At 55.3% G+C, this 4,889-nt stretch carries 1 protein-coding gene; it reads right to left on the bottom strand.

Annotated elements, in window-relative coordinates; genetic code table 11:
* Positions 1-4,889: DEAD/DEAH box helicase family protein (locus tag GPK94_RS16175; RefSeq protein WP_252192657.1), on the bottom strand; the 4,889-nt coding region annotated here is incomplete at both ends.

Below are 4,889 nucleotides of genomic sequence, written 5' to 3'. Positions count from 1 at the left end.
ATCTGCTCATAGAGAAGCCGTTCCTGACGCTCCCGGCTGATGGGGATACGCTCAAACTGGCTGTGTCCCATGATGATGGCATCATAGTCGCCGGTGGCGATCCGGGCGCAGAACTTCTTACGGTTGTGGGTCTCAAAGTCCTTTTTCGTGGTGACAAGGATGTTGGCGGAAGGATAGAGCCGCAGAAACTCCGAAGCCCACTGCTCGGTCAGGTGGTTTGGCACAACAAAGAGGGATTTCTGGCACAGTCCCAGGCGTTTGGCTTCCATCGAAGCAGCTACCATTTCAAAAGTTTTGCCTGCGCCTACTTCATGTGCCAACAGGGTATTTCCTCCATACAGCACATGGGCGATGGCGCTTTTCTGGTGTTCCCGCAGGGTAATGGCCGGGTTCATGCCCCCAAAAGTGATATGGCTGCCATCATACTCGCGGGGGCGGGTGGAGTTCATTTCCTCGTTGTACTGGCGCACCAAAGTCTGGCGGCGCTCCGGGTCTTTCCAAATCCAGTCCTTGAAAGCATCCCGGATAGCCTGCTGCTTTTGTGCTGCCAGCGTAGTCTCCTTGGCATTCAGCACCCGGCGCTCCCTGCCGTCTGCATCCTCCACCGTGTCATAGATACGGACATCCCGCAGGTTCAAGGAATCCTCCAAAATCTTGTAGGCATTGGCACGGCTGGTTCCGTAGGTGGTATAGGCTGCCACATTGTTCTGGCTTACAGAGCTTTTGCCGGTGATCTGCCACTCTGCTGTAAACGGGGTGTAGTTGACCTCGATATTGCGCTGGAGATAAAACGGCGTGTCGAAGGTCTCATACATAAACTGCTGGATGTACTCTTTGTCGATCCAGGTAACACCCAGACGCACCTCGATTTCCGACGCATCCAGGTCTTTGGGCTGGGCAGCGGTAAGGGCCTCCACATTGACTGCAAAGGAAGGGTCCTGCTGTGCGGCCCGCTGTGCCTGACGCAGCTTGCGCCGCACATTGCCGGAAAGGTATTCGTCAGCAGTCACATAATGGGGCGTTCCGTCCTGCTCCAGCTGTCCCGATACACGAAAGATCACGCCTTGCAGCTCGGCGGCCAGTTCGTCGCAGGTCTTGCCGGTTAGCTTCGACATATACGCCATATCCACACAGGCTTTCTCCGCGATGGAGACGGCAAGGGCTTCACTGGCGGTATCCACGGTGTCCACCGCCTTGTGTGGCTTGATGGTGCGCTTGGTGAACATATCCGCTTTACGCTCCAGCCTGCCGTCCTCGTCAATGACTTCCAGCGCGCAGAGCAGATAGTAGCTGGAATCATCAGCAAAGGCCAGCCGGTTCGCCCGGTCATTGATAAGACCATATTTTGCGGAAAAGCTGTCATAGAGCCGGTTCAGTTCGGCCTGTTTATCCTGAATGGCGCTGTCCGGTGTGGCGGCGTCCATTTGCAGATCAATGAGCTGCTGGACACATTCCCGCAGCCCCACCAGCCCTTTTACACGAGCTTCGGCGGTGGCATTCAGGTCAGGGCGCACCATGCGGCTGTTTTCACGGAAATACACAGTGCCGTCCACAACGGTGTAGGAGTAATTTTTCACATTGGGGTCGGCGGGGATAGAAGTGTCGATGGCTTCGCCTTCGCCCAGCTCCGGCAGCTCGGCCTCCTGGTAAGTGCCGCGAATGTACTTCACGGCATCATGCAGCTGATCGGCAAGCTCCAGCCCCTCAATGGGATTCACGGTGTAGTCCATGCCATGGGCGGTGCTTTCCGGTTCCTGTCGGCCCAGCACCATTTCCGGGTGGTCTAGGAAATAGCGGTTGATGGCAAAGCCGTCCTGCGTCTGTCCGGTCTGGGTCCACTCTGGTGCAATGTCCAGCGGACGGTCACGCTTTTGCAGGAAAATGATGTCCGAAACGACCTCTGCACCAGCGTTTTTCTTGAAAGCGTCATTGGGCAGACGGATGGCTCCCAGCAGCTCGGCACGTTGAGCAAGATAGCGGCGCACGGTGGAATCCTTGGCGTCCATCGTATAGCGGCTGGTGACAAAGGCCACCACGCCGCCGGGACGCACCTGGTCGAGTGCTTTGGCAAAAAAGTAGTTGTGGATGCTGAAATTCAGCTTGTCATAGGCTTTATCTCGAACCTGATACTGACCGAAAGGCACATTACCAATGGCAAGGTCAAAGAAGTCACGCCTGTCGGTGGTCTCAAAGCCGCCTACTGTGATGTCCGCCTTGGGATAGAGCTGCTTTGCGATGCGACCGGAAACCGAGTCCAGCTCCACGCCATACAGACGACTGTTTCGCATTTCTTCCGGCAGCATACCGAAGAAATTGCCCACACCCATAGATGGCTCCAGAATATTTCCTGTCTCAAATCCCATACGCCCCACCGCTTCATAGATGGCCTGAATGACCGTAGGGCTGGTGTAATGGGCGTTGAGGGTGGAGCTTCTGGCAGCGGCATATTCCTCCGGGGTCAGCAGCTCTTTCAGCTGGGCATATTCTAAAGCCCATGCCGGTTTCTCCGGGTCAAAGGCGTCGGCAAGACCGCCCCAGCCCACATATCGGGAAAGAATTTTCTGCTGCTCCGGCGTTGCCTGTTCAGTGGTTTCCTCCAGATATTTCAGCAGCTTGATTGCCGCGATATTGGCCTGAAACTTGGCTTTCGGACCGCCTTCGCCCAGGTGGTCGTCGGTGATACGGAAATTCTCAGCGGTGCGGCGCAGGTTGTCCTTGTATTCCCCGTAAGCGGCTTCCTCGGCGGCTCTGGCATTGGGAAAAGTCTGCCACTGGCCATTGACCTGAATGGAAACCGGGTGTTCATCCAACACTTCCTCAAAGGTTTTCTCCGGCTCAGTCACAGGGGCTGGTGGCTCCGGCTCCTCGATATGCAGTCGTTCCACCACCACATCATAAGGCAGATGGTTCTTATCGCCCGGATAGACGGCCACGGTCTCGGAGTGGAAGACCGGGAATTTGACAGACGGTTGGGGCGGTTCCTGTCCAAAGCCATCCAGCTGACGGGCATACATCCCGCGCAGCAAAGGTGCAACTTCATCCCAGCGGAAATACAGCATAGCCAGGGCAATATCGCCGGTCTCCAGATTCAGTGTCTCAATCTCACCGGAATAGGCTCTGCTCAGCCAGTAGGCGATCTCGCTGTTGCTCCTGCCGGATTGCAGCAGCGTGGAAATCTGCTTTTTATCCGCTTCATCCATCAGTCCATGAGCCAATACATCCCGCAAGTCCTGATCTGCCTTGTCCGGGTCAATGGGAAGAAACTCGGTATAGTAAGCATTGCGGCGGTCTGCCCGAAGCAGCTGTTCGAACTGTTCTTTGCGCTCTGCCCGGTAGATGGGATATACCATGCCGGTGGGCAGAAGCTGTACGGTGTCCTCCCGCAGCTCTGTGATCTGATAGGCGTCATCCTCGATATACACGGTATCGCCCACGGCATAGACCGGGGCGGCTGGGTCATAGGAGGTTCTTTGCGGAATTGGGCGGCGAACTGCGTCATATTCCTCATCGGAAATGGAAACTTCGGAAGTCTGCTCTGTCTCGGCATCTGCGATCTGCTCTGCATCTGACATCACCTGTTGGATAAACGGGGCATTGTCCAGTTTTTCCGGGTCTGTCACCTGTCCGTTGACGATCCCTCTTTCTTCCAGAGCTTCCCGGATGGCGATTGGGTCGATGTCGTCAAAACGGTTCTGTTCTTCTTCGGTATAGAACCGGTCCTCCTGAATGAGCTGGGCAATCCGGCGCTGTACCTTCGGCCAGGGCAGCTGCGTTTCCTCCGGGCTGCCGGCACGGACAACAAACAGGCTGTTGCTGTTACTGCCGCCGTATTCCTGAGCCAGCCATGCGGCGGTATCTTTTTCTCTTGCATGGTCTTTCATATAGCGGACAACAGCGTGTTTACTCTCGATATTGCCGTTCCATGCACAAAGGGCAGTATCAATATCTTCCTGAGAAAGAGGGCGCAGAAGCTCATGGAGCTTTGGATAGGTCTCGTCGATCACTTCCCGGTGTAAACGCTGACGGAACTCCGGCACATCCGAATAGAGTCGGATCAGCTCCATATCCTTAGAACCAAGGACTGCACGGCGCACAGCGGCATTACCCTCGATGACAGCATTTTCACGGTCAGAATGCCCGCAGGCATTGCGGTATGCGGTATCCTCAGAAATGGCGGCAGTCACCACAGGCTTATACTGCTCAAACTGCTCCCCAAGGGTAGGCTTTGGTGTTTCTTCATCCATCTCCGGCTGCTGGGCTTGAATGGCATCTTCTTCGGCCAGTTCCTGTTCAGACTGGATCTTGTCATACTGTGCCTGTTCCTGTTCGGTAAGATAGCGGTCTTTCTGGACAAGTGAGGTAATGCGCTTGGCAACCTTTTCCCATTCGCCGCTGTGTGTTGCGCCGGACAGGGCATGAGAGCGTCCGCCAATGCCATACTCGTCTTTAAGGAATCTCACTTTTTCCTTATCCGTATGGTTTTCCATGAAGAACGCATAGATACGGCCTTTTCCTCCGGCAAAACTGCTGCCGCCGGTCATGGCGGCGTCGATCTCATCCTCGGTAATGAAATGCTGGACGGTTGGCACTTGGGAAAGGTCCGAAGAAAAAGTCCTGCGGGGCAGGTCAAGGTCCTTCAGGTTCTCCCAGATCTCCTTCGTCCTATGATAGTGAAAGCGCAACAGGTCACGGTCCTGCTGATAGGCAGTCAAGAAGGTAGCGTATTCTTCCTTGAGGTTCTGGCGGAAAGCCGGTTCACTCAGCTGCTCCATCAGGCGGCGGGTCTCCTCCGGGAAACCATTGCCTTTGATTTCTGACAGGCAGGACAAATATCCGGCTTTTCTGGCTTCCTCGCTGAAATCGTGGTACAGATACCAGAGCTTTTCTGA

Source organism: Pseudoflavonifractor sp. MCC625 (assembly GCF_018784545.1).
GTDB classification, from domain to species: domain Bacteria; phylum Bacillota; class Clostridia; order Oscillospirales; family Oscillospiraceae; genus Pseudoflavonifractor_A; species Pseudoflavonifractor_A gallinarum.
The sequence above is the reverse complement of the archived record's forward strand: the minus strand, read 5'-3'. Positions and strand labels throughout refer to the sequence as shown.